Source organism: Haloarcula japonica DSM 6131 (assembly GCF_000336635.1).
In the GTDB taxonomy this organism is placed as follows: Archaea; Halobacteriota; Halobacteria; order Halobacteriales; family Haloarculaceae; genus Haloarcula; species Haloarcula japonica.
This window is the reverse complement of sequence record NZ_AOLY01000040.1, coordinates 13,430-38,843: the sequence shown is the minus strand read 5'-3', so window position 1 is coordinate 38,843 and position 25,414 is coordinate 13,430. Positions and strand designations below refer to the sequence as shown.

Here is a 25,414-nt window from a genome sequence, read left to right as displayed (position 1 = left end):
TTCAGCGCCGCACTCGTCGAGGGTGATGGCCCTGTTAGAGGGTGGTCGACTTCCGGCCTATCTCGTCGTCTTCGACCGCGATGACATCCTTCGCTACGAGATGTTCGAGAGCCTCGTCTACGTCCTCGGGAGAAAGGTCGACCGCGGCTTTCAACTCTGCCCGGGAGATCGACTCGTCGAAGGCCTGCAACACTTCGAGTTCTCGGTACACGCGTTCGGTGATTTCGGAGATTCGCTCGGCCAACGGCGTCGAGATGTTGTGCTGCTCTTCCAGTTTCAGTAATGCCTCGTTCGCATGGGTGACGAATAGCTCCTGTCCCAGCAAGTCGCTTTGCAGCTCAAGCTCGTCCTCGATAACGTCGAAATCGAGTTCGGTCTGCACGAGCGAAAACATGTCCTCGATGTCGTCCGTGCGCCCGGCGACCGACTTGAACAGGAAGATGTCCTCGGAACTGACCAGCGCGACCGACAGCCTCCCGGCGTCGAGATAGGCTTCGCTCCGCCGGCGCATCCCCTCCGAAAGGACGAGCTTGTCGATCACCTGTTGGTTGAAAATGTCGATACGACACCCGTCGTCGTTCTCGAGGATCCGCTGCGCTCCGAGGTCGTCGTACTCCTCTCCGGGCTCTTTGACGATATCATACCCGTTTGCCAGCAAGGCTGCCTGTAGCACTCGAAGCTCGTCGCCGGAGCTAACGATGAGGTCGATGTCCTTGGTGGTGTTCTTGAGACCGCGGAACGCCATCGCACCGCCGCCGATCAGATAGACAGTCAGTTCAGTTTCGAGTTGCCTGCCGACCCGTCGCAGTTCAGACTCGATGTACTCGCTGTCGAACCGCCGCCTCATACTGCCACCCCGTACTCGTCGGCGAGGTCACGGAACTCCTCCCACCGCGGGAGGCGTCCCGACCGGCTCTCTCCCTCGGTATCGAGGTATTCGAGGAGGTTCGACACCTGTTCGTCGACCTCGTACTTTTGTGCGGCTTGGAGCACCTCGTCGCGGTCGATTGCCGCCTCGCTGAGCAAGAGGAGGCAGTAGGACTGCGAGCGCGTTCCGTCATCGACCACGAGCATATGACAACACAGCTCCGCCGGCGATACCTCTTCAACTGTCTCCGAATACAGGTAGTACCGACGCTGACGAGCCATCAACGGGAGATCGTACGCTTGGAACAATTCCGGCCCCGTTAGGAGGAACGCATCCGCCTTGATCTCGGCGCGGGTCTGGACGAGACAGTCGTCCAGCGATTCCCAGAGGATTGTGAACGACTCTGTGTGGTCTTCGATGCGGTGTCTGTGCCGCAAGTGCGCAAACTCACGGGCCACGGTAGATAGCTCCTTGAAGTCATCGTTGAGCGTGTACTTCCCATCTGACTTGTATATCATCCCGCGGTTCTCCAGCGGGGACAACGACCGGTGTACCGTGCTCCGATGAACGCCGACTTGCTCCGCGAGTTGGGTGGCACTTGCCGGTGACTGTAGGTAGTACAGAATACGTAGCGTTGCACCGCCGAGCAATTCGGGAAACGGGATATGGGTGTACTGTTGGACGAAACTGTCGAACAGTTCGATGGCTCGGGCGTCTGATCGATTAATCCGTTTCTGCTTTCCCTCACGGCTGGTGTGAACCAACCCCTTCGATTCCATCCGGGTAACGAGTTCGGACACGTAACTGCGACTCCGGTCCAGTTCCTCGGCGAGTCCCGAAACTGTCGACTCTCCTTGCAGGGCTTCCAGCGCCCGAAGCTCTGCCTCAGTGTACACTGTGTTGCATATTTGCGAAATAAATATAAATAACTTCGGTGTTTTGCAACACCGACGCGTCAGTCGAGCGCCGGTAGAGAAGCACCCCCTCTCGTCGGTGCGGAGAGTCATCTCTCATCTCGAACCGGCCACACCACTTAGCTGATAGGGAAAAGCGAACCGGGAACGTCTGGTAACCCGGGCGTTCAACCGTCGGTTAGCAGGTCACGTCTTCGGCTGGGTCAGAGGCGGTCTTGGATATCTGTAGCGCCCACACGCTAGACCCCTTCTGTTCAACGGCCACCCGTGGCGGTGCCGAGGCCAGATCTTCGAGAGCTCCGCTGACGTCGCCCGGACGGGTGTCAGTTACGAGATGGAGCGACTCACCGGGAGCGAGCGCGCCGAACTCCGCGCGAACCTGTTCGATACGCGCCCGGTCGGGGACGCCACGGAGGTCGAGCGCAGTCTCGGGAACCGTCACCGTTGTCCGGTCCGCAAGGGCTTCGCGTACATCGTCGCCGAGGTCCCGGAAGGCCGCGGGTACCTCACCCTCGGTCGAGCGAAGCGATTTGTCGATAGGGAGCTCCGCGAGTACGTCCGCACTGAGGTCGGGGTCGCTGCCGAACGGCGCGTGGTCGTCGCCACAGGTGGGACAGGTGAACCCGGCCATGTTGACAACGGCCCCGAGTACCGGGACGCCCTCCTCGCGGAACAGTGCTGTCGAGCGCTCCGTATCGCCGGCGGCAGTCGGGAACGGCGTCGTCACGAACACCGCGCCGTCGACGGGGAACGACTGCAGCGTCGTCAGCACGATGTCGCCGGTCCCCGGCGGCAGGTCAAGCACCAGAGTGTCGACGTCCCAGGCGGCGTCGGTCAGCAGTCCCTCGACTGCTTCGTGGGCCATCGCACCGCGCCAGGCCATCGGTTCGTCGTTGGCGATCAAGCCGACGCTGACGACTTGCAGGCTGTCGACCTCGACCGGCTCGGCACGGCCGTCGTCGGTCGAGCCGAGCGGTCCCTCGATGTCGAGTAGCTCCGGCGTATTTGGGCCGTACACGTCGGCATCGAACAGGCCGACCCGCTCGCCGGAGGCGGCCAGTCCACGCGCCAACTGGGTCGCCACGGTGGTCTTGCCGACGCCGCCTTTCGCGCTGGCGACGGCGACGATGCGGTCCACGCCGGGCACGACGGTACCGTGGTCCGGCTCCGCAACGTCCGTTTCTACGCGGACCTCCTCGACACCGCCACACTCTAGCACCGCTGTCCGCATCCGGTCGGCGAGCGTGTCTGCTGTGGCGGGCTCCATACCGGACAGTGTCGGGTCGACGGTGACGGTCCCATCGGTGACGGTCACGGACGACACCAACCCCGCGGCGACCACGTTCTCGTCGCCGTCGGGGGCGGCCACAGTTCGAAGTTCGTCCCTGATCGCGTCTTCCGAGGGTTCGTTTTCTTTCCCGGACATATTACCACGTCTCCCCGTGTTCGGTATCCGGCTCGGGGCCGTCGTCATCATCCATCAGCGTCCCGCCGTAGGGACGGTAGTCGATTTCGAACACGCTGTCGATACGCTCTATTAGGTCCTCGCGCTCGGCGATAACCTCGGTGTCGAACTCCGCGGCCTCCAGTGCGTCGACGAGGCCCTCGTCGTCGAGCCGCCCGTCGCCGTAGGCGGCGGCGACGCCGTCCCGGAACGTGTCGGCGTTGCGTCGACACCGCAGGCCCTCGTCGATGTCCGTCTCTGCCTCGCTGCGGTCCCCGTCCAGCGGGACGGCCTCGAAGTGTTCGATGGCCCGCTGGTCGAACTCGGCTGCCTTCGAGAGCACTTCCGTGGCCTGCTCGACCGGGCTCAGCTCCGCCCAGGCGTCCCGTGCGGCTGGCGCGACCATCGTGTCGACGACGTCATCCCAAGTCGTCGCTCGTTCAGGGTCTTCCAGCGCTTCGGCGACGAACGCGCCGACGTGGTCGTCTGGAATCGTCATGCCCAGCGATGACTCGAGACCGCCGCCATCGTCGCTTTCTGACTTGTCTTCGCCCTGTTCCGCTGTCGTTCCGGCCGAGTCGAGTTCGTATGGCATCGTCAGGTCCTGTCCTCCGGGTCGGTGTTCAGATCGCGTCGGGGCTCGAACCCGGGCGCGCCGCCGGGGGCCGGCGACCCGCTCCCGGATCGGGCCGAGCCAAAGGAGCCGGCAGGATCGTACCCGTCGACGGACTGCTCTGCAGGTGTGTCCGGCCCGCTACCGGGAGCAGACGGCGGCCCGATTTCGACATCTAGCTCCTCGGGATCAGTCCCGCGGGCACCCGCGAGCGCCTGCTTGGCCGCGCGGGCAACGTCCTCGCTCTGGTCGGTCACGCCGTGGGCTTCGAGCGCCTGCTCGGCCCGGTCGGTCGCGAGTTCGCCGAGGCTCTCGGCGGCTTTCGCCCGGGCGAAGGCGTTCGGCTCCCGGGCCAACATCGCGGCCAGGATTCGCTCGGCCTCCGACACGTCCTCGGCGACGCCGCCGAGGAACTGGGCTGCGTACTCACGGACCGCTGGATGGGGGTCGGTCTTGATGCAGTCGACCAGCAGCGACTGGTCTGCGTCGCCGCGCTTGCCCATCGCGATGACGGCGTTCCGTCGGACCCAGCCGCTGTCGTCGTCAAGCGCCCCCTCCAACTGGTTAGCGTCGCCGCCGACCCGCGAGAGGGCGACGACGGCTTCGGCTCGGACCCACGGCTCCGGGTCGTCGAGGGCCTGCCGGACGACGGCCGGCGCGGCCCCGGCGACCCCAAGCGCTTCTATAGCGAACTGCCGCACCTCGGGGTCGTCGTCGTCCAGTGCGCACTCGCCCAGCGCGTCGATGGTCTCCCTGTCGAGGCCGGACTCCGCCGCATCGACCAGCGCAATTGCGGCGTCCTGCCGGGTTCGGACCCGTGAGGCGTCGAGTGCGTCGCGGACCTCCGCCTCAGACTCGCCCGGCGTCCGACCGCGTGCGCTCCAGTTCTCGTAGCTCATCAGGCCAGCCTCCAGTAGAGGACCGTCCAGCCGGCGACCGTTGCCGCTATGAGCGTCCCGAGCGACGTGTACAGCGGATTGCTGCTGCCGCCCGAACCGCCGTCACCGCTGGAGTCTCCCCCGCCGGCGGCGCTACCTGAACCTGTACTCGAACTGTCTCCGCTTCCCCCGCTCTCGGGTGCGGTGAGTTCGCCGGACTCCGTGTCGAGCGTGCTGTACTGCATCGTCAGTGACTTCTTGCCGTTGACCTCGTCGGCGCTGCCGTTCCAGACAGCGAAGGCGAGATACATCGTCTCGTTCTGTGAGAACGTCGCGTCGTGCTGGCCTTCGCCGGTATGCTCCCGGACGAAGACGACGGACCACTCGTCACCGTTCCGAGTGGCCTGTGCGTCTACGTTCTGTTGTGGTGCGTTGCTCAGCGACCCGTAGCCGGCCGCGTAGTAGTTCTGGCCGTAGTTCTCGTACTGGCTCTGTGACAGCGGGTTCCCGGCCGCGAGCCCCGGTTTGGTCTCCTCGTCCGGGTTCGGGTAGGCGTACATGTCGTTGCTCCACTCCGCGTTCTTGTCATTCCCGTACTGCCACTGCGAGCGCCAGTACCAGATGTTGACCGGGTCGCCGCCGGCACCCATCGTGATCGGCGGTTTCTCGCCGCTGTGGAGCATCACGGCCGCCGCGTCGCTGTAGTTCTTCGGCGACCGGATGTTCGTGTCTTTCGTCGGGTCCGTCCAGGTCAGACGGAAGGCGACGTGGGTCTCGTTGGTCAGCGCCTGCACCTCTATCTCGTCGATGCTCCCGCCGCCGTAGGGGACGGCCATCTGCTGTTTCGACAGCGAGACGGTCCGCGATGGGGCATCCGACCAGCGGTCGCTGTCGGCGGTCTGTGGGACTTCGTCAGTCGCGACCAAAGGCTGCTGGCCGCCGGTGACGGCCGCCGCCACGGCCATCTGGCCGGCGACGAGCAGCGCCATAACGAGCGCCGTCGCCGTTGTCGCCCGCCGGGCCGCCTCGTAGTCGAGTTCAACCATCGGCTCTCACCCCCGTTCCGGGCGAGACCGGGTCGGGATGGCTCGCCTCGTCGAACTCGACCAGGGCCGCCGCCAGGTCCGCGGCGGCGGCGTAGACGGTGCTCGCTTCGGGCCCCTCTCGGTCGGAACTGCCGTCGCCGTCGACGGTCTTCCGGACTCGGTGAGCGAACGCAGGGACAAAATTGCCGAGATGCTCGTCCAGCACCGTCGCGCCCGCTCGTGCGAGCCGGACGGCCGTCTCGTCGTCGTCGCCGTCGAGGGCGACCGCCCGCTGTGCGGCCAGCACCTGTAGCAGCTCCAGTTCAACGGTGACGTGGTCGTGGCGCTCGTCGAACTCGTCGCTGATTTCGAGCCCGAACTCCTCCAGCAGGCCCACGACCGTGGCGATGCGGCGCTGGCTCTCGTTGACCTCATCGCCGGTCGTGTAGTGGGCCTCGTAGGGGACGACCGGATAGGTCCCCCCGTCGCCCGGGAGGCCGAACAGTCGGTTGTACGCCGGTTCGAGCGAGTCGCGGTCAACCCCGTCCAGCGCGTCCAGCAGCGTGTTGACCTCAGTTTCGAGTTCGAGCGCAGCGCCGGCCTGCCGGACGGCGTCCTGTACCTCTTGGTCCTGCAGATCGGCGATGACGGTCTCGTCCGGGTACTGGAAGACCGTCGCGGCGAACCCGTACAGCGCGGCACGTCGCGTGTGGTGTTGTGGCGTGTTCTTCATTGTGCGCACCTCAGGGCTGGTTGGTCCACTGTTCGCCCTCGCGGACCTCCATGGGCTCCTCGATGGGCACGTCGACGACCTTCTCGCCGTTGCGGTCCCATCCCTTCACGCGGTTTTCCTTGACGTTGTAGGTCTCGATGAGCCGCGTCGTCGCGCCGAACAGTTGGAGGATGCCCAGCACTTCGTGGCTGGGGTTGCGAGCCCGCTCCTGGACGATGCGGACCGACTCCTCGTAGGTGTCGCCCGGCCACTCGTTTTCCTTGACCTCGGTGTTGGGCGTGAACATCTGGGTCAGGAACTCCGGCGGGACGTGGTACGGCGGCATGTAGAACACCTGCGGCTGGGTCCCGAACTGCGGGTACAGCGGCAGGGCCACCTTCTCGTCGGAGTGGACGAGATAGTTGATGGGCGAGCGCCCCGACGCGGCGGAGGATTTGCCCCCCGCTGGTCCGGCGTCAGGCCCGCGGTTGATGTTACCGTGGAGCCGCGTCTTCCCGATGCAGGAGGAGACACACCGGGGAACGTTCCCCTCCTCGATGCGGGGGTAGCAGCCGACCGGCTTCTCGGTGACGCCCGTTTCGGGGTTGTACATCGGCTTGTGGTACGGACAGGCCTTCACGCAGCGGCGGTAGCCGCGACAGCGCTCCTGGTCCAGCAGGACGATGCCGTCCTCCTCGCGCTTGTAGATGGCCTTGCGCGGGCAGGCCGCCAGACAGGCCGGGTTCTTGCAGTGGTTACAGAGCCGCGGGAGGTAGAACTGCCAGATGTCGTGGTACTCGTCGTTCTCCAGGTCTGACTCGACGACCTCGCCCTCGGGGTACTCCCCGTGGACCTGGTCGTCGCCCAGCGCGGGGTACTCCCAGGCCTGCTTCTCGGCGATGTAGCCGCGGACCTGCTCGCCGTTCTCGGCGGCGTCGAAGATAGTCTGGTCGGCCTCCAGGTCGTCGAGCAGCCGCATGTCCCAGCCCATCGGGTAGCCGCCGTAGGGCTCGGTCTCGACGTTCATCCACCACATGTACTCCTCGCCCTCGCCGCTGGTCCAGGTGGACTTACAGGCAAAGGAGCAGGTGTTGCAGTTGATACACCGGTTCGTGTTGATGACCATGCCCCAGTGGTAGTCGCGCTCCTCTTCGCGGTGTTCGTATGGGTAGCTATGCTCGCGGCCGAGTTGTGGATTGTACGTTTGTGCCATCAGTCATCGCCTCCTGGGGTCTTCGTGCCGGTACTACTCCCGCTGCCGCTTGGCTGCAGTGACCCGCCGATGTAGTCCTCGACGAGGTCGTCCCGGCGGGCGTCGCCGGGCCACCAGTCCGCTTCCTCGTACTTCTCGACGTCCACGAGGTCGTCCCGGTTGGTCCCCGTCGGGGCCCACACCGTCTCCTCGTAGCCGTGCTCCAGTTCCGCGCCGTGCCAGGCGATGTCCTCGTCGACGATGTCGGAGACGTTCGGGTCGCCGAACACCGCCTTGTGGACGAGGTCGTCGGTCTCCTGCAGCGGGTCGAGCCAGATGTTGGTGATCGTGTTGTACCCCTTGACGCTGTCCTCGTCGGCCTCGTCGTCGGGGAAGTGCTGGGGCCACCAGCCGTGCCACAGCGTCAGCTGTCCCATGTCGCCGGCCGACCGCGGGCGCTGGCGCTCGCTGACCATCGCCCTGACGACGAGGTCGCCGCGCTTGCCCGTGATGCGGACGTAGTCGCCGTTCTCCACGTCGATGTTCTCGGCGTCGCTCGGGTGCATCTCGACGAACGCCTCACCGAGCGGCGCGACGTCTTCGGACTCGCCGGCGCCGGTGGGGAACGAGAAGTCGTCGACGAGGCGGTCAGTTCCTTCTGGATCGCCGCTGACGCTGCCGAAGTCACGCGAGGCCCAGATGAGGTTCCAGTCTGTCATCCCCCACGAGGAGTGGGTTCGGTACTTCGGGTGTGGCGTGTTGTAGTAGAACTGGTTGCCCTCGTCGTGGTACAGCGGGTTCTCCTCGTCCTTGGCCTCGTCCCACTTCTTGTTCACGCCGTAGGGGGTTCCCTCGACGCTCTCGACGTGGTCGATGTCGTCCCGACCGAGTTCGATGAAGCGGTCCTCCTCCTTGTGGAACTCCATCCGGCCGGTCTTCGTGTAGAACGGCCGGTCTTCGTGGACCTGCGAGTAGAACGGGATCCGCGGATAGGTTTTCAGGTCCAGGCGTTCCGGCCCGTCCTCCAGGTCCTCGACATCGATGCTTTGGGTCGTCATCCCGCGGTCGAAGGTATCCTGGATGTAGTTGGTCACGTCGCCGTCTTCATCCAGGAACTCCTCGAAGTACGCCCGATAGGAGTCGACGTTACGCTCCGCCGGCGGGATCTTCTCGTCCAGTTTCTCGGCCACCATCGCGACGGCTTCCCCGTCCTGCTTGGTGTCGTACATGGGGTCCATCACGCCGTGGTCCATCTGGACGAAGGGGTTCTCCGGACCGATGGTGATGTCGGGGTACTCACACTCTAGCCAGGACGGCACCGGGAGCACGATGTCGGCGTGCCGGGCGGAGTAGGTCATGTGCATATCCGAGACGATGAACAGGTCGTTCTCCGTGTCGGGGTGTTTGACGAAGTTCTCGATGACGTGCTCCTGGTGTTTCGTCTGGTTCAGGAGGTTGCAGTTCATCGTCCACAGGATCGACGGCTTGGACATGGTGTACGACCCCGCGTTTTTCGGCATCACCGGCTCCTCGGCGTCGCCCTGTGGCACGAGGTCCATCTCGCGGTCGAAATCGCCCCGGATATCGTGCGGGTCGAGTTTCTCGCCGCCGAAGAAGGCGAAAGCGTAGCCGGGATACATCCCGTGGGCGGCGTTGCCGTCGGGGTTGACGTAGTGGGGGTACCCGTCCAGCAGCTCGATCTTGTACTGGCCGGAGTAGTTGTAGTACCCCTGACCGGCGTCGCCGATGTTCCCGAGCATCGCCTGAACGAGGAACACCGCCCGCTGGAGCGCGTCGTTGGAGTGGAACCAGTGGTTGATCCCCTCGCCGGTGAACCACTGGCCCTTCTCGGCGTCGGCGAACTCCCGCGCCGTCTGGGCGAGTTTGTCCGCCGGAATCGTGGTGATTTCCTCGACCGTCTCCGGGTCGTAGTTCTCGATGATGTTGTCCCGCTGGCGGGCGAAGTCGCTCCTGACGGAGACGGTCGAGCCATCGGTTAGTGCCACGTCGCTGGCGACGTCTAACTGCGGGGTGGTCGGCATCTCCTCGCCGACCTCCTCGCGTGTCATTGGGACCGGCTCGCCGTTCTCGCCCAGCACGACGAAATCGCCCCAGTCGTTGTGCTCGTGCTGCTCATCGAGGTCCTCTGGGGGCCCCTCGTGGTCCTCGAACACTTCGTGTGCGCGCAGGTATTTGCCGGTATCCTCCCGGATCAACAGCGGGAGGCTCGTGAACTTCCGCATGAACTCGGCATCGTACAGCTCCTCGTCCATGATGACGTGCGCCATGCCCAGGGCGAACGCCGGGTCGCTCCCGGGGCGGACCGGCAGCCACCGGTCGCACTTCTGGACCGTCGGCGAGTAGTCGGGGTAGACGCCGACCATCTTCCCGCCGCGCTCGCGGGTCTCCTGCAGGAAGTGGTTGTCCGCGAGTTTGTTGTGAATAAGGTTCTTCCCTTGGATGATGGTGTAGTCGGCCTTCCGCCAGGCGACGGCGTCGGAGTCGGAGGTCTGGTAGCCGGTCGTGATGACGTGGCCCGGCGGGAGGTCGGCGTACCAGTCGTACTCGGTCCACTCACAGCCGCCGAAAACAGACGCGAGTCGCCGACCCGAACCGTGGCGGGTGAACAGTCCGTCGGCTTTGATGGCGTTGAAGATGTGGAACCGCTTGTTGTCCTCTAAGTTCGCCATCTTCTCCGCGATGAGGTCGATAGCCTCCTCCCAGGAGACGCGCTCGAACTCGTCCTCGCCCCGTCCTTCTGGATTGGGGTCCTCGGGGTCCCACCCCTTTCGAACCATCGGGTACTTGATGCGGGACGGTTCGAACGTCCGGCGGTGTAGGGACAACCCCTTCATGCATCCGCGGGGGTTCCAGTGCTGACTGACGCCGGCGTCCTCGTAGCCCGACGGGCCGACCGAGGGCTCCTCGTTGTGGTACACCTGCTCGGCCCGTATCGGGACCCCGTTTTTCATGTAGAAGTTCAGTGCACACGACTGGGTGCAGTTGGGGTGACACACCGTCCAGTCCACCTCGTCGTAGGCGTAGATGTCGTGGTACACCTGCTCCCAGTCCCGGTTCGGATAGGACTTGAGCGGGTTGTCCACGCTCGTTATCGGTTCCGTGGACTGTGTTGCACCCCATGCTCCTTCGGCGAGCGCGCCGACCGTCCCCGCACCCGCCGCGGTCAGGAAGTCGCGCCGTGACAGTTTCACTTGGCATCACTCCGTTGGACAGCGCGTATCTGCATACGTGGGACCCACGGCCTTTGCTAAATGAACAATACCACAGGTTCTCAATTGGTGAGACAGGGCACGAAGATATTCGGCGAAAACGGGCCTATTGTTTGAACTGAATCTGACTGTCAACCAAATCGTTTTGTTAGTATCCAACAAACGGTTGCCTATGGGTGACCCAGCCTGTTATCGGGAGTACTGTCCGGACTGCGATACACAGGTAACGATCGTTGACGAGAATTGCCCCTCGTGTGGGCGCTTGCTTGATCTCAAAGAGCGGAGTTCACAGTCTCAGTAGGCTGGCCTGGTGAGGCTTACTTGGACGCCTACCGGACTATTTCCTCTCTCTAAGCGGTCAACTACTGGGTCCAATTGGGCCTCGCTGTGCTGGAGCCAAGCCGTCAAGAGTGCAGTGAGTACATGAGCATCACGAATCCGACGGCAGTGAAGCTACTCTGGATGATCGCGCTTTCGACGACTGGCAGAGAGAAGAGCTGATGAGCACTTCCGGCGAGCAGAGTGCCAGTCGTAATAAAACCGATTCCCAGACAAAGGGCCCGCAAGTGAGATGATTTCTTTCGGCGGTAGGCTTTGTACGTGAGCCATGTCAGTATGGTCCCACAAAACAGAATCACTGTCTTGATTGTGGTTAGGGCGAGGATGTTCAGTTGCATTCTGGTTCGAATTCTCGCTGACGCTGTACTATATTATTTAGAGTATTCCCAATATTTGATAACAGTATTTCCAGTTATGTGGGAGTAGAGGCCGTATTAGAGCGAGTCACACTATTCAGAGAAGCGAACATATTCTGATACAGTACTAAATGGCCGGTTATCTGTGATTTATAATTCGAGGCCACATTCAATGCCCCGCTCGCAACTGGCGGTAGACCACGTCCCAGGAGGGGACCCCTATCGACCCGCCGGAGATGATGACAGAGGGGTATCGGATGGTCCGTTGTCGAGGTCCCGAGACACCGCCTCGTTCAGCGCTTGCCGTATGAAACTTTCTCCGTCGGGTGCTGACAGTATCGTTGCCGCACACCAGTCCAGTGAGGCGCTACTGAAACTCCTGTGCCGCTTCCGCTGTCCCTCATCATGCGACGAAGTACCAGTGATGGTCTAACACCGAGTCGGACAATTAATGTCAGTCTACACTAAACTCGACGTATGCGAGTCGCGGCAGTCGGAATCGGTAGTGCTGGGGGCCGGATCGTTGAACGGCTGTGGCAGGACAACGAACGCCGCGAGGCGACGTATCTCGGCGCGGCCTGCGCCGTCGACACGGACACCGAAGCGCTCACTGAACTCGACGCACTTCCGGACGACCGGCGGCATGCCTTCGGACTCTCCGAAACAAATGGGACCGGGACGAACGGGGACCGGATGAGCGGTGTCGCCGCTATCGAAGACGAACGGCTCGAAGTGCGCCGGGCGATAGACGAATTGGTAACGAGCGATATTGATGCCATCGTCCTCGCGGCCGGGCTTGCGGGCGGGACGGGCAGCGGTGCCACGGCCCACGTTGCCGACGCACTCAGAGAGATTTACTCGATCCCAGTTTACTGTCTGTCGGTGTTACCCGCCGGCAGAGACGACGAAGCAGCCGCGAACACTATCCAAGCACTTCGAGCGGTGGAAGCGACCGTCGACGGGCAGATACTGTTCGACAACGAAGCGTGGCTCGGGAGCGGACAGACGGTCGATGAGGCCGCCGAGACGCTGAACGAGACGGTCGTGACACGGCTGGGGGCGCTGTTCGCAGCAGGTGAGGCGACGGCATCCGAGGCAGTCGGCCAGAGTGTCGTCGACGCCAGCGAAATAATCAACACCCTCTCAGACTCGGGCTTCACAGCGCTTGGCTACGCCAGTCAGGACCTGCAATCGGCCGATGGCGGGGGTGACGGGACAGTCATAGACCAGCTCAAGAACCGTTTTCTCGGCGATAACTCAGACGACGTCGACGAAATCGAGGCATACAACGCCGTCGAGACGACACTTCGCCGAGCGGTCCGTGGCAAACTGACGGCCCAGTGCGAGCTTGACTCCGTCGATAGAGCCCTGGCCGTGTTTGCCGGGCCGCCCGCGTGGTTGATCCGGGATGCCGTTACCGACGGGCGGCGATGGCTCACGGAGGAACTCCAGTCACCGGAGGTACGGAGCGGCGATATGCCGACGCCAGACCGGGACACATTGTCGGTTCTGGTCGTACTCAGCGGCGTTTCAGAACTGCCGCGGCTGGTGGAACTCAAAACGCTGGTCGACGACTCGGAATGAGGCGGCCCGTTAGATTCTCGCGTTAATACACGCTAGCTTCAGCAAAACATCGTGGGACTGGTGTCAGATGGCCCGAAGTGCCGAAAAAACGGGATAACGAAGATCGCACTCAAATAGATTTATAAGTGACAGTTTTCAACGAGACCGTCGCAGACTACGCTCGTGAAGAGGGCATCACTGTCCCGGCGGGTGGACGACTCCAGGATTGCTGACCGGGTCCCGCCACGGATGCCCCCTTCTGCACTGTCTCCTTCGAGTACCGACCATCCCGGAACTAGCCTGTAGTACCCAATAGTACTTGTTATCAACAGGCCTCGTTTCGACGCAGTGTCGATCGGCCGAGCCGGTAGCCGTTGGAAACGTGAAACCGAACAGAAACTCTCACAGATTGGGCCTGTTCAGCCGACACAGCCACCACCCACGTTTTTGGAGACATCTAAACAGGGCCGTATATAGTATTATGAGCTACGGTGGACAGTTCATAGTACTCAGTATATATATTATAAATGCTCAAACACGTCATCAGTATGCGTTCCAGTGTAGCATGAGCACACTCTCGGCTGATACGGAGGGTTGGTTATCGTTTGGTAAACAGGACATGATGGTGTTCATACTCGTTATGTCCCTTACTGGGTTGCAGAATGCGTTCACAGAAATCATGCCTGAGTTCACGGTCGGACCGCTAGAACTGGGCGTTGGTGGCTTCATTTTCATCCCGATTGTGCTGGTGCTACTCTTCAGGACCTACTGGGCTGCAGTAGCCGTTCCTGTTGGCGAAATCGTATTCGGTGAAATACTACTCGGTGAGTTCGATGGACTGGGTGCCATGGAGGGATTGCTCCTCATCCCTGTTTGCTATTATTTCGCCGCGAAACTGCTTCAGGACCCGGAAAACACCACTCAGTTGGCAATTGTCGTGTTTCTGGCTGAGGCACTCGAAGAGTTCTTCGCTACGTTCATCGATATTGGGAAGGTCTATGTCGGGGTTGAAGAATTGGAAGCCGTACCCGGTCTCCCCGAGAGCATTATCGTGCTTGAAGGGGTCGATTTCCTTACACAGATGCTGATCACGGGGATTCTTTTCGGCGTAATTCCCGCACTGTATCTCTACCCCAAGCTTCACGGGAAAGTCGAACCGCTGCTCGGCATGGAGCCGTTTGAAGGTGAACGCGGCGGGTCGATGTGGCGTGGCTTTTCGCCGAAGGCACTGTTGGCGGTGCTTATCGCCTTCCCGCTCGCCTTCGTGGCCGAGGCTGCCAGCGAAGTCGGTGGGGCAGTCAACGTAGTCTGGGAGCCGGAATTCCTCGCGACGTTCGGCCAGAGCTACATTGTAGTCCCGATTGTCGTCTCCGCTATTGTCGCGACCCTCGTCTGGTACCGCGCAACGCAGACGGCTTAAGATGATGACAACGACACATAACTCTCAAATTGACGTTGAACAACTGCAGTTCCGGTATCCTGGTGCTGACGAAGCCGTGTTGACCGGGACAGATCTGACAATCGAACCCGGCGAGTTCGTCGCCATCATCGGCGGGAACGGGTCGGGCAAGACGACGCTGTGTAAGTCGTTCAACGGGATCATCCCCCATTTTTACGAGGGTGATGTGCAAGGACAAGTTACCGTCGCTGGACACGAAGTCTCGGAAAGCTCTGTTGCAGAGCTCTCTCAGCACGTCGGCTACGTGTTCCAAGAGTTCGACAACCAACTTGTCAGTCCGACTGTGTTCGAGGAAGTCGCGTTCGCCCCGATGAACTATGGGCACGAGGACTACCGCGAACGAGTCCACCGAACATTAGATCTGCTTGATCTGGGTGGGCTGGAGGACCGTTTCGTCTGGGAACTCTCCGGCGGACAGAAACACTTGGTTGCGCTGGCAGCAGCATTATCACTAGACCCTGCCATCCTCGTCGTCGACGAACCAGCGGCACAGCTTGATCCAGTCAACGCCCGAGAGACCTATGACCGTCTCGCCATGCTCAACGAAACCCACGGGAAAACTGTGGTCACTATCGAGCATCAGACAGAGTTCATCGCCGAATATTGTGATAGCGTTGTCCTCGTTGAGGATGGCATTGTCAGTTGGAAATTACCGGTCGAGGCGGCCCTCAATCGGCTGGAAGATCTCAGAGGGCAAGATGTCCATCCCCCACAGGTCACGCGAATCGCCGAGTGCGTCCTTGACGATGCTCGCCCGCTCCCGGTGACGCTTTCGGATGGTCTTGATTTGTTCACCGATTACGGTAGCAACACTGGAGCACGAACTGATGGATCGTCGAAAGTAAACCGGACAGGGAAGCCTGTCATCTCCTTTAATAACATCTCGCATTCATACGATACACTCCGAAGCGGGACGAAAGACGTTATTGATACCCTCTCACTGAATATCTACCCGGACGAGCGGGTCGTCCTCGCCGGCAGCAACGGCGCTGGGAAATCCACGCTCATGCAACTGGTGACTGGCTTGGAGACTCCCGACGAAGGGACGGTAACCGTCGGCGGAACGGACACTGAAGATGTACTCCCGGAGCAACTGGCCGAGGAGGTCGTCTACGTCAAACAGAACCCCGAAGAGATGTTTATCGACGATAGTGTCCGAGCCGATGTCGCCCACTATCTCGACGATAGGGACTACCCGAACGTTGAGCAGCGAGTCGACGAGGTAATCGAATTCCTCGACCTGGAAAACCTGCAGTCCCGGGATGGCCGTCTGCTCAGCGTCGGCCAGCAGCGACGGGCGTCACTGGCGATCGGGTTGGCGACGAACCCGTCGATTATCCTGCTCGACGAACCAACTGGCAGTCTCGACCTCGGGAGTCGTGAGGAGGTCAGTCGAACGATCAATCGGGCAGGCGAGCGTGTCGAGACGGTCGTGATTGCGACACACGACCTCGAACTCGCGGCATCGTGGGCGACTCGTATCGTCGTACTCGACGACGGTGATATCATCGCTGACGGTCCGCCAAGTGACGTGTTTGCTGACCTTGCCTCCCTCAAACAAGCAAACCTTCGCCCGCCGCAAGTGGTCCGCCTCGGGACAGAACTCGGTCTCACTCCAGCCCCACTCACAGTCGAGGCGTTCACAGACCGATTGAACACGGCAAGTCCGTCGACCGAGACAGCAAAATCGCCCGTGGAGGAGCAGTAATGACGACACTCGATGCGCTTCGTGATGCCACGTCTGTCGAGGCGATCAAGTCTGACTTACTTCGGACGGCCTACGAAAACGAGGGTTCGTTCCTCCACCGCTTGGACCCCAGAGTCCTGTTACTCTGGTACGTCGTCTTCCTGTTCGTCCCGTGGCTGTTCTACGATATGACCGTCCTTCTCGGACTGCTAGCGTTCGTGTCGGTGCTCGCAGTACTGTCACGGGTCAGCCTGTTTCTCGTCGGACTGATGGCGTTTACTGTGGTGACGACGTTAGGATCGTACGCTGTCGTGACTGTCTTCACAGGTGATCCTGTCGCGGCAGTTCGAGCGCTAATTCCGTATACGCTGAAGTTAACGATTATCTCCGTGTCGAGTTTGGCAGTGTTCTCGAGCATGGGACCGAAGACCCTTTCTCAAGGCCTCAGGAGTCTCGGGATACCACGACAGTTCACGTTCCTCATCACGTACGGTTACCGAATGCTCCCAGTACTGTTTGAGGAATACCACGATCTGGTGAATTCGTTCAGGCTACGGAGTACCGCTCCTGACTCACCCGGGCGATTCCGTTGGCGTCACTACGCCTACCTGCTGAAGCTATCGGTGCGTGCGTTCTATCCCATGATATTCAATGTTGCAAAGCGAAGCCGCGTCACTGTCGAAGCCATGGAAGCACGGGGATTCTCACACTCATTAAATGACGAGGCGAGCACTGAACTTCGGCTGGCAGATATGCAGATCCGGCCCATCGATGTCGGATTCTTTGTCGGCTCTCTCCTTGTCGTTGCCGCGCTCGCGTTTTTCTTCTAATGTCTGCCGTTGATCGTTCCGCTCTCTTTGGCTTCTCATTCTCACTCTCATACTACCGTTCCGACTGGTTATACAGAGCAATCTACTGGTGTTGTACAGGCCTATTGAGCCATATATATTGAGTGTAACAGGTGTATAGGACTCTTAGCGGTCCTTTTGACATGACGGGTTGAGTGAGAAATGTGAGCCTGATTACTGGTAACTCACTCGAATCGAAACTGCTGGAGACGATTATTCTGGGACGAGCAAAGATACCGGACGACCCCGATCCAGGGAACTATGTCGTCGTCGACGTAGCGCAGTTCTCGACGACGGTTCCGGAACTGTTTGTAAATGGCGCGGAGTACATCTATATTACCGAGGAACGAGGGAACGAACCAGCATTCAAAGCTGAGCATCCAGACGCAAAAATCGGGGGGAGTTCCGGCCCGGACTATCGGGGCGAGGAAGGATACGACTTCTTCAATTCGCCGAGCTTTGTCCAAGATATTGACGTCGCTGGTCGACCGACTGCAATGACCTCAACCAACGGTGGGAACGCGGTCACCGATCTCCGCTTGGCCGGCGGTGACGACGTCGATATCTACGTTGGTGGCTTGACTAACGGGAAAGCAGTTGCTAACTATCTCGCAGACAGCGACCGAGAGACGTATTTCGTTGCCGCCGGCTCGAAAGGGAAACCCTCACCTGAGGATCTCGTTGGCGCGCTGTATATTGCGCGGCAACTGCACGGGAAGCCACTGACACCGGAGCAACGCGACATCTATCGCGAAGTCGTTCAGTTCGGGAAGGGGCCGAAGTACGAGGAGAAACCACAGATCAAGCGGACGGATCTTTACGAGTACACACTCGCGTTCGACAGCCGTGACGTCGTTCCGAAACTGGACGGGCAACGACTCTATGACGTAAGTGGAGAGAGCGAGACCTGATGCAGACCGATATCCACACGCATACCACGTACTCGGATGGGTCGGACCTTGATGCAATGATTACGGCGGCCGAACAGGCTGGTTTGTCTGCACTCGGGCTGACCGATCATTGTATCGTCACTGAAGACGACTTCGGGCGACGTGCGAGATACGACCTCGTCGAAACGTATCAACAACGCCGGGAAGACATTCGTGCTGCCAGAGATACGACTGAACTCCGATTGTATGATGCTGCCGAAGTAAGCTACGTCGAAGGCACCGAGTCGCGGATTGCGTCGTTTCTCGACACGGCCGACTTCGCATACACTATCGGAAGCGTCCACTTCGCCGACCAGTACAACTACACCAGTGAAACGCAGTACGGCACTGCGTCCGCAACGCAACGACGGAGGGCCGTCGAGCGGTACTACGATGCGGTCGTTGCGCTCATCGAATCTGAACTCTTCGACGTAGTAGGGCATCTTGACCTCCCAGAACGCATTCCAGTATTACGACGGCACACAACTCGGGCGGATTACGACCGGGTCGCACGAGCGCTTGCTGACTCCAAGACAGTCCCTGAAGTAAACGCTGGCCGCGTCCATAGCTCACTTGGCCGAGTACATCCCGACCCAGCAGTGCTAGATCTGTTCACCGAGTATGGAATTCAGTTCGTTCTTGGATCGGACAGCCACACGCCTGCGGAACTCTCGCAGCGAGTCCCCCAACTACGAGCGGTGACCGGAACTCTAGACCGGTATCCTGTTTCTGATGTACTAGGCGACAACCAACGGCATCGTGATTTTGAGTAACCTAGCCCGGTAAGAAAGCGGTCAGTTCTCTGTACGGAATCTGTTATCGATGAGATAGCACTATCGACTGTTCGAATGCTGTGAGCACAGCGCATATCTCACTGTGAGTGGCTATCTATCGGTTTTAGTGGTCTTGGCCAACTCGAAGTGATTCCTATGCTGGTGCTCTTCACTCGCTCGTTCTGGGAGTGGTAGCACCAATACACCGGAGCAAAGTAAGTGCCATTCTTCCACTGAGTGGGATCATCGGGTCGACATCTACGCCGAGGGGTTCGACTTGGACTGCCTGTAGACTCAAGGGCATCAGTCATCCCGGCGTAAAATAGACGAGAATACGCATCCAACATAGCCTTTTTATATGTGGTTGTTTATCCATAGCCTATGACAGATGATACTGCTGAAGAGCAGATAGAAGACGCCATTCGTGACTATTACTCCGCGCTGTTTGTGTATGCACAGGCCAATGGTGACAGGGGCGTCCGAATCTCGTCACTCGAGGCTGTTACCGACCAGGATTACGAGTACGAGGTGGTCGAACAGGTTGGCGACGCTATTGATCAGTCGTACACTGGCACGGTGGTACAGCAAGGTACCGAATGGGTCGTCGAACCGGACCACGAGGAGACCCCAACGCGCGAAGATTAGCGGTTCTCAAAACTGAACCCACCTTCTTCACCACGCTGGACTGTAAGCACCGCGTTTTCTGAGGCGTCGGTCACGGATTTGGTAACCGAGCCAGTAATAAACTCTATGAGACGGTTCTGCGTCGGTTTGCCTATTACAGTGACGTCGTAGTGGGCGGACTCGTCGATGATTGCCTCCGCAACGTCGGGCGCGTCAAGATGCTGCGTATCCAGTTCAACCGACTCGGGGAGCCGTGCCCGTGCCGTATCGAACAGTTCTGTGACCTGTGCGGTGTCATCTTTGGCCTGTGAGACATGCAAGAGCTCGACAACAGCGTTCGCGCCTGCTGCCAGCGCTCCGCCGACGACGACTGCGAGACCAGAATGTTCGCCACCAGCAAGTGGGACGAGCACCGAAGAGATACTTGCCCCACTCCGCGGATGTGTGACTGATACTACGTCACATGATGCTTTTTTTCGCATCTGGTCGGCCGCGTCACCGCGAATCCCTTCGCCGAGCAACTCGGGTGTGTGTTCGTCGAACACGACGAGCTGGATATTCCGTTGCTGTGCGACGGTAATCGCAGTCGAGAGTGGACTGTCTGTCTCTTCAACGATTAAATGGGCGTCAACAGTGTGGTCCTCGTCTATATGTGCCTGCAGTAATTTTCGGCCGATTGACGTCGTCTCAGCGCTATGGATGCTGTTGTCGTCGAGTAAATCAAGGACAAGTAATTCGCCCTCGACACCCTCAGCGATATTCATCGCCGTCTCGAACGTGAAGTTGTCGTGGGTACTGAATATCGGATAGAGGATACGGGGTGGCGAATCGGGAGTCTCGGACCGCTCTAGAAACTCCCGGAGACTACCCTCATCATGACTCATGTAAGCGAGTGGTGGCCCATCAGTATTAAACGCAGGTGTTGATTCCGCATTCCGTAGCAAATCAGCCGTGTAATAGTTGGATGACCAATGGATAGCGGCGAAGACAAATAATTCATATACAGCCCGAGAGACTAGTCACCATGAGACACACTACGGCCGCGGGATATAAGCACCATCAACACATCGACAGTCGGCTTCGGTGGGCGTAGTATGCCGGAGTCGCTGTTCAGACACGCGCTGGTACCTGTTGCGTCACCGGAAGACGCAGAGTCGACCATGCGGGCGTTGCGACCGTATGTAGAACCAGTAGGTGGAGATGTAACCGTTATTAACGTCATCGAGAAGGCGGGCGGCGCGCCGGACAAAGCGTCAGTCGAGCAGCGAGAGGATTACGCAAACGAAATGTTCAGCAGTGCTCGTGGTGAGCTGGCCGATACCGACTGCACGCTCACGACCGAAATCCGCTATGGGACTGACGTTGCAGAGACGGTTATTGAAACCGCGCATGAAATCGACGCGAGCGCGATCGTGTTCACACCACGAGGTGGCAGCCGGTGGGTTCGCCTGCTGACCGGCGACGTGGGACTGTCACTCGTCTCCGAGAGCGACGTACCCGTTATTACACTACCTGAATCTGACAATGACTGATCAAGAACTCGCACGCGACCTCGGCTTTCTCGAAGCGTATACGATTGGCCTCGGGACGATGATCGGTGCCGGCATCTTCGTCCTCCCGAGCATCGCTGCGGAGCAGGCAGGACCCGCGAGCATGATTTCCTTCTTTGCCGGCGGCTTAGTATCGCTGCTCGCTGCTATTTCACTGTCGGAATTGGCAACCGGGATGCCCAAAGCCGGTGGCAGCTACTATTACGTCAACCGCGCGCTCGGTCCGTTTTTCGGCAGTATCGTCGGTTGGGGGATGTGGGCCGGGCTGACCTTCGCCAGCGCGTTCTACATGATCGGTTTCGGTCAATATCTGCTCCCCGGGCTTGGACAGTACATCGGGTTCCTGGCCGGATGGGGTGAAATCGGGATAACCGTCGCAGCACTCGTCATGGCGGCGCTGCTGACCGGCGTTAACTACTACGGCGTCAAAGAGACCGGCGCACTCCAGAACGTCATCGTCCTCACCCTTGTCGGTCTCATCGTCGCCTTCCTCGGGCTGGGAGTCCTGAGTGGGCCGACTATCGGAACGTTCCTCCCGCCAGAGGGCTGGCCGGCCGTCGCAGCGACGATCGGGACCGTCTACGTGACCTTCATCGGCTTCGAAGTGATTGCGACCAGCGCCGAGGAGATAAAGAACCCGAGCCGCAATCTTCCGCTGGCGATGATTGCGGCCGTCGTGACGCCGACGCTGATGTACGTCGGGGTGATGTTCGTCTCGACCGGGACGCTCTCAATCGAGGCGCTTGCAGACTCTCCGATACCCGTCGCCGACGTAGCGACGGAGATCATGGGGCCAATCGGAGCGTTAGCGATGATCGTGGGAGCCGTTTTAGCGACTATTTCGAGTGCGAACGCGAGTATCCTCTCGGCGGCCCGCGTAAACTTCGCCATGGGTCGGGACAAGATCCTCATCAACTGGCTCAACGAGGTCCACGACCGGTTCCGGACGCCATACCGTGCCATCTCCGCGACCGGTATTATCACGCTCCTGCTCATCGCCATCGGGGTCGGCATCGGGACACTCGCGGAAGTGGCGAGTTTCATGTACCTCGTCACATACGCGCTCGTCCATATCGCCGTCATCGTTCTCCGTCGTGCCGATCCTGACGCCTACGACCCGTCGTTCCGGATTCCGAGCGTGCTGTACCCAATTGTCCCGATTCTCGGTTTCATCGCTTGTCTCGCCATTCTCCTCCAGATGAGCCTCCTCGTGCAGGCCATCGGCGGTGTCATCGTCGTCTTTGGAATCTTCTGGTACTTTGTATACGCCCGCAACCGAGCACTCAGCCAGAGCCTAGTTGGGGAGGCAATCGCGCCAGAACCGACCACAGTCGCGGACGGGCAGGGACGCTATCGGGTTGTTGTTCCCGTGGCAAATCCCGAAACTGAACGGGACCTTCTCCGGATGGCAGCAGCGAGCGCACACGCACACGATAGCGGAACGGCCGAGGTTGTCGCGGTGAACATCATCGAAGTCCCACAGCAGACTTCACTGGAACAGGACCTCACATTCGAGGAAGCACGAGTCCAACGCCAGCAGGAACTGCTCGACTCTGCACGGGACATCGCTGACGACCTCGATGTCGGGCTACGAACGCGCGCTATCGTTGGTCGCAACGCCGGCTCGGCGATTCTGGACGTTATTGAGGAGGAAGACGCTGACCACGTTCTCCTCGGCTGGCAGGGGAAACGAAGCCGACGAGAACACGTTCTCGGCTCCACAATCGACCCTGTCATCGGTCGTGCATCGTGTGATGCGACGCTCGTGAAACTCGGTCCGGAAGATGGGCGCGCGACGGGCGACATCATGGTCCTGGCCGGTGAGGGCCCACACGCACCAGTCGCCGCTCGTCGGGCCAGAGAGTTTGCCGAGGCAGCCGACGAGGAAACCACGTTGACACTGTTCAACGTTCAAGAGCCAAGCGAAGACGATGACGGCCTTTCCCCACAGGAGCGGGGCGAGGCGCTCATCGAGGAGTTCGTTGAACGGACCGGTCTCGAAGAGGCACAGTACCAGAGCCGTATCGAGGTGGCCGAAGATATCGAAGGGGCGATTCTCGATGCAGCTACAGGGTACGATACAATCTGTGTCGGAGCGACCCGCACGGGAGCGGTGTCACAGGCTGTCTTCGGCTCGCTGCCCGAGACGATTGGTGAACAGACGGATCAGACTGTGGTCATGGCCCGTGGTCCTGAAGAATCCGCGATGTCGATCCGCCAAGCCATCGTTCGACGCCTCGAATCGTAGGCAGTGGGGCAGGTCCCCACTACTGCACGCAGGGAAAAACGCATTGCTCCTCCACCTGTCTTCGTGTATGAATCGGCACCTCACTGAAAGCGACAAGCGCTTCAGTTCGTTCCATCCTGTCGCTGGTGCTGGCCGAACTGTCACAGGCCACAGTGCTGTCTCGCTTGGCTTCCCGACTCGTCCCGTAGCCACCAACTTGTGATGATAAAGTAATGATAAGAAGTTCTGCTGTATGGCCTCACTTGCTGGACTCGCTCTCGCCACTTTCGGCCTCAATTCCTCGTTTCCATCGGTAGTAGAGAGACCGCATAGTCTGGTCAGAATCACGAGACATGAGAATAGTCAACTCATCGAGCTCAGAGAGCGTCTCTTGTACAGACCCATAGACTAACGTTTCGAGCTGTGACTTCTGTTCCGGCGCTCCAATTGATACGGCATCATGAGACTCAGTTTCCGTTATAATTGCATCGGCGGTATCAGCAGCCTCCTTGATCGTCGTTGTAATCGCTACGTCGGAACCGAGCACGTATTCAGCGAACTTTAGCAGGTCTTCGCCGTCGCTTCTCGCCTCAGTAGATGCTTCAGGTGGTACCACGTGGAACACGGTCACAGATGCACCTGTGGCACGTGCCACCGCGCGTGCTGCTTCCGCAGCGAGGGCTGAGTGTGGGCCTGCCCCGACAGGTAATAGTATCGAGTCTATCGTTTCCGCTTCCGATTCGGCGAGCGGTGCGACAGTATGCTCATCAACGCTCGGTACGTACAGTGCATTCTCTCCTCCTTTGCTACCCATCTTTTCGACGAACACGTCGCACTCAGCGGACGCCAAGACCGCGTCAATTGTACTTCGCTTGAGCAACCAGCCCTGATCGAGGCCGGTCCCGCGTGGCAGCAGGACAGCCACCTCACTCTCATCGTCTATGACATCAAGAATACCCTTAGTCAGGTCTTTCACGGTTCTGACGGCTGCACTGACCGGAACACTTGGCGTGAGTTCCTGCGCTAGAGTACTCATCTCCGCCAGCTGTGTCCGTCTGTTTTCCAGTGTCTCGATGGTGGGATTCGTATCGGCCTGGTTCGCTTGTTCCGTCCGGATATACTCTCGAACATGGCCCAATTCCGCTTCGTCTGCCACCGTCTCGATGCCGAGTAAGAGCACCCGGCCGCCGTTATCAGCAGCTAGTGCGACTGCTGTCTGGAGGAACCGGCGGACGTTGATCCCTGTATAGCTATCAAGCAGCGTCTCAGTAACGGGAACGATAACTCTATACCCTGGAGATTGAATAGGCGGCCCGCTACGAAGATACGGTTCATCATCCGAACCCGAAGACCGCTCCGGGACGGTGATTCGAACGCTGGTCGGCTCGGAGTTATCGGACATCGTTATGACCCTCTGAACACATCCGTAATCCGACTCGTCGCCCCATTTTTCGCGAAAACGGTGACGGTATCACCAGCACGAATCTCGCTTTCCCCCTGCGGGATGAGCAGTTCGCCATCCCGAACGATGGCGACGATTATCGTCTCTTCGGGCAACAGATCGTTGTTATCAGCTTCGATTAAATCGAGGCCATCAATCGGAGCGCCCGCACTGACTGCCATCTCGAAGATTTCAGCTTGGCCAGCAATGGGCAGGAAATCCTGAATCCCCGGGTGCTGGACGGCCCGATAGAGATATTGACCGTTGAGACGGTGCGGGCTTTCGACGATATTCACGCCGAGGTCCTCGAATAGTTCCATGTGGGCGGGGTCGTTGATGGAACTCACGAGCGACTCGACCCCATACTGCTTCCCAAACATGGTCACCATGAGATTTACCGAGTCGTTTTCCGTGGTCGAAATAAGTGCGTCCGCCTCCTCAATGCCGGCTTCGAGCAGGATTTCTTTCGATGCTGCGTCAGCGTTGATAACCATACAGTCGTAGGTTGCACTCACCTCCTCGGCCAGTTCTGTATCGCGTTCGATGACGACCACCTCGTGGTCGTCCTGCGTTGCGAGGTTGATAACGGTGCTTCCGGTGCGGCCTGCGCCGATGATGATTACGTACATTGGTGGTTGTTTGCTGGTATTGGTTGTGTAGCGGTGCGAGCAAGCCCTTCTACTGTGCAGGGCGGGCCGGGGACATCGAGCACAGGCGGGCGGAGTTGACGCTGACTATCCAT

General features: G+C 59.9%; 22 protein-coding genes. 9 read left to right on the top strand and 13 right to left on the bottom strand.

The features are described 5' to 3' along the window. Positions 1 to 34: 34 nt before the first annotated feature. The 10 genes from C444_RS16930 to C444_RS23275 form a co-directional block, all read right to left on the bottom strand. Positions 35 to 847 (bottom strand): DUF6036 family nucleotidyltransferase, encoded by an 813-nt coding sequence (locus C444_RS16930; protein WP_004594261.1) that lies wholly within the window; start codon positions 845 to 847, stop codon positions 35 to 37. Further along, positions 844 to 1,764, bottom strand: a complete 921-nt coding sequence (locus tag C444_RS16925; protein ID WP_004594259.1) for a helix-turn-helix domain-containing protein — start codon at positions 1,762 to 1,764, stop codon at positions 844 to 846. The genes C444_RS16930 and C444_RS16925 overlap by 4 nt, the downstream gene beginning before the upstream one ends. A gap of 196 nt (positions 1,765 to 1,960) precedes the next feature. Continuing rightward, positions 1,961 to 3,208 (bottom strand): P-loop NTPase, encoded by a 1,248-nt coding sequence (locus C444_RS16920; RefSeq protein ID WP_004594257.1) that lies wholly within the window; start codon positions 3,206 to 3,208, stop codon positions 1,961 to 1,963. 1 nt (position 3,209) lies between these two features. Then, entirely contained in the window at positions 3,210 to 3,821 is a 612-nt protein-coding gene (locus tag C444_RS16915; protein ID WP_004594255.1) for a hypothetical protein, read from the bottom strand. A gap of 2 nt (positions 3,822 to 3,823) precedes the next feature. Then, positions 3,824 to 4,738 (bottom strand): HEAT repeat domain-containing protein, encoded by a 915-nt coding sequence (locus C444_RS16910; protein ID WP_004594254.1) that lies wholly within the window; start codon positions 4,736 to 4,738, stop codon positions 3,824 to 3,826. Then, positions 4,738 to 5,763, bottom strand: coding sequence for an ethylbenzene dehydrogenase-related protein (locus tag C444_RS16905; RefSeq protein ID WP_004594252.1), 1,026 nt, complete (start codon positions 5,761 to 5,763; stop codon positions 4,738 to 4,740). The genes C444_RS16910 and C444_RS16905 overlap by 1 nt, the downstream gene beginning before the upstream one ends. Further along, complete coding sequence (locus C444_RS16900; protein WP_004594249.1) at positions 5,756 to 6,475, bottom strand: TorD/DmsD family molecular chaperone; 720 nt, start codon at positions 6,473 to 6,475, stop codon at positions 5,756 to 5,758. Before C444_RS16900 ends, C444_RS16905 begins: the two co-directional genes overlap by 8 nt. Positions 6,476 to 6,485: 10 nt before the next feature. Continuing rightward, on the bottom strand, positions 6,486 to 7,667 hold the full coding sequence (locus tag C444_RS16895; RefSeq protein ID WP_004594247.1) for a 4Fe-4S dicluster domain-containing protein: 1,182 nt from the start codon (positions 7,665 to 7,667) through the stop codon (positions 6,486 to 6,488). Next, positions 7,667 to 10,858, bottom strand: coding sequence for a molybdopterin-dependent oxidoreductase (locus tag C444_RS16890; RefSeq protein WP_004594245.1), 3,192 nt, complete (start codon positions 10,856 to 10,858; stop codon positions 7,667 to 7,669). The genes C444_RS16895 and C444_RS16890 overlap by 1 nt, the downstream gene beginning before the upstream one ends. A gap of 422 nt (positions 10,859 to 11,280) precedes the next feature. After that, positions 11,281 to 11,553, bottom strand: coding sequence for a DUF7521 family protein (locus tag C444_RS23275; RefSeq protein ID WP_004594243.1), 273 nt, complete (start codon positions 11,551 to 11,553; stop codon positions 11,281 to 11,283). Between the two features lie 495 nt (positions 11,554 to 12,048). On the opposite strand from C444_RS23275, the gene C444_RS16880 reads away from it, so the two are divergent. The 7 genes from C444_RS16880 to C444_RS16850 all read left to right on the top strand — a co-directional run bounded on the left by C444_RS16880 (position 12,049) and on the right by C444_RS16850 (position 19,475). Beyond that, positions 12,049 to 13,155 carry a tubulin/FtsZ family protein gene (locus C444_RS16880; RefSeq protein ID WP_004594241.1) on the top strand — a complete coding sequence of 369 codons (1,107 nt, stop codon included), beginning with the start codon at positions 12,049 to 12,051 and terminating at the stop codon, positions 13,153 to 13,155. Positions 13,156 to 13,699: 544 nt separating this feature from the next. After that, positions 13,700 to 14,554, top strand: coding sequence for a hypothetical protein (locus C444_RS16875; RefSeq protein ID WP_004594239.1), 855 nt, complete (start codon positions 13,700 to 13,702; stop codon positions 14,552 to 14,554). 1 nt (position 14,555) lies between these two features. Further along, on the top strand, positions 14,556 to 16,301 hold the full coding sequence (locus C444_RS16870) for an ABC transporter ATP-binding protein (RefSeq protein ID WP_004594237.1): 1,746 nt from the start codon (positions 14,556 to 14,558) through the stop codon (positions 16,299 to 16,301). Continuing rightward, a complete protein-coding gene (locus C444_RS16865) occupies positions 16,301 to 17,110 on the top strand; it encodes an energy-coupling factor transporter transmembrane component T family protein (protein ID WP_004594235.1) in 810 nt (269 codons plus the stop codon). Before C444_RS16870 ends, C444_RS16865 begins: the two co-directional genes overlap by 1 nt. A gap of 182 nt (positions 17,111 to 17,292) precedes the next feature. Further along, the gene (locus C444_RS16860; protein ID WP_004594233.1) at positions 17,293 to 18,039 is read left to right on the top strand and encodes a 2-phosphosulfolactate phosphatase; all 747 of its coding nucleotides are present in this window, start codon (positions 17,293 to 17,295) and stop codon (positions 18,037 to 18,039) included. Next, positions 18,039 to 18,830 carry a PHP domain-containing protein gene (locus C444_RS16855; RefSeq protein ID WP_004594232.1) on the top strand — a complete coding sequence of 264 codons (792 nt, stop codon included), beginning with the start codon at positions 18,039 to 18,041 and terminating at the stop codon, positions 18,828 to 18,830. Before C444_RS16860 ends, C444_RS16855 begins: the two co-directional genes overlap by 1 nt. Before the next feature lie 381 nt (positions 18,831 to 19,211). Then, entirely contained in the window at positions 19,212 to 19,475 is a 264-nt protein-coding gene (locus C444_RS16850) for a hypothetical protein (protein WP_004594231.1), read from the top strand. Here C444_RS16850 and C444_RS16845 read toward each other — a convergent pair. Beyond that, positions 19,472 to 20,338, bottom strand: coding sequence for a universal stress protein (locus C444_RS16845; RefSeq protein WP_004594230.1), 867 nt, complete (start codon positions 20,336 to 20,338; stop codon positions 19,472 to 19,474). The genes C444_RS16850 and C444_RS16845 overlap by 4 nt on opposite strands. 210 nt (positions 20,339 to 20,548) lie before the next feature. Between C444_RS16845 and C444_RS16840 the strand changes: the two genes are divergently transcribed. Next, a complete protein-coding gene (locus tag C444_RS16840) occupies positions 20,549 to 20,986 on the top strand; it encodes a universal stress protein (protein ID WP_004594229.1) in 438 nt (145 codons plus the stop codon). Continuing rightward, positions 20,979 to 23,252 carry an amino acid permease gene (locus C444_RS16835; protein WP_004594228.1) on the top strand — a complete coding sequence of 758 codons (2,274 nt, stop codon included), beginning with the start codon at positions 20,979 to 20,981 and terminating at the stop codon, positions 23,250 to 23,252. Before C444_RS16840 ends, C444_RS16835 begins: the two co-directional genes overlap by 8 nt. Positions 23,253 to 23,490: 238 nt before the next feature. Here C444_RS16835 and C444_RS16830 read toward each other — a convergent pair whose 3' ends face one another. After that, positions 23,491 to 24,633: a universal stress protein gene (locus C444_RS16830; RefSeq protein WP_004594227.1), complete on the bottom strand. Its 1,143-nt coding sequence runs from the start codon at positions 24,631 to 24,633 to the stop codon at positions 23,491 to 23,493. Between the two features lie 2 nt (positions 24,634 to 24,635). Beyond that, positions 24,636 to 25,301 (bottom strand): potassium channel family protein, encoded by a 666-nt coding sequence (locus tag C444_RS16825; protein ID WP_004594226.1) that lies wholly within the window; start codon positions 25,299 to 25,301, stop codon positions 24,636 to 24,638. Positions 25,302 to 25,414: the final 113 nt, after the last annotated feature.